Raw genomic sequence first — 234 nt, 5'->3', positions numbered from 1 at the left:
GGCGTGAGAGGCACGATCACGCGCGCAATATCGAGTTCTTTGGCAAGGCGCGCGGCATGCAGCGGGCCGGCGCCGCCGAAAGCCATCAGCGCATAGTCCCGCGGGTCGTGACCGCGCTGGACGCTGATGACCCGGATGGCCTTCGCCATATTGGCGGTTACCACGGAAATGATACCCTGCGCCGTCTCCATCAGGCCAAGCCCAAGCTGGTCGGCGAGCTTCTGGATCGCTTCA

Annotated in this window: 1 protein-coding gene; it reads right to left on the bottom strand. The window is 64.5% G+C overall.

Annotated elements, in window-relative coordinates; all coding sequences use genetic code 11:
* Positions 1–234: hydantoinase/oxoprolinase family protein (locus KVT45_RS55760; RefSeq protein WP_302832727.1), on the bottom strand; the 234-nt coding region annotated here is incomplete at both ends.

This window comes from Streptomyces sp. GbtcB6 (assembly GCF_019091475.1).
In the GTDB taxonomy this organism is placed as follows: domain Bacteria; phylum Actinomycetota; class Actinomycetes; order Streptomycetales; family Streptomycetaceae; genus Streptomyces; species Streptomyces hyaluromycini.
Note: the sequence above shows the minus strand (reverse complement) of the source record. Positions and strands in the feature narration are given on the sequence as shown.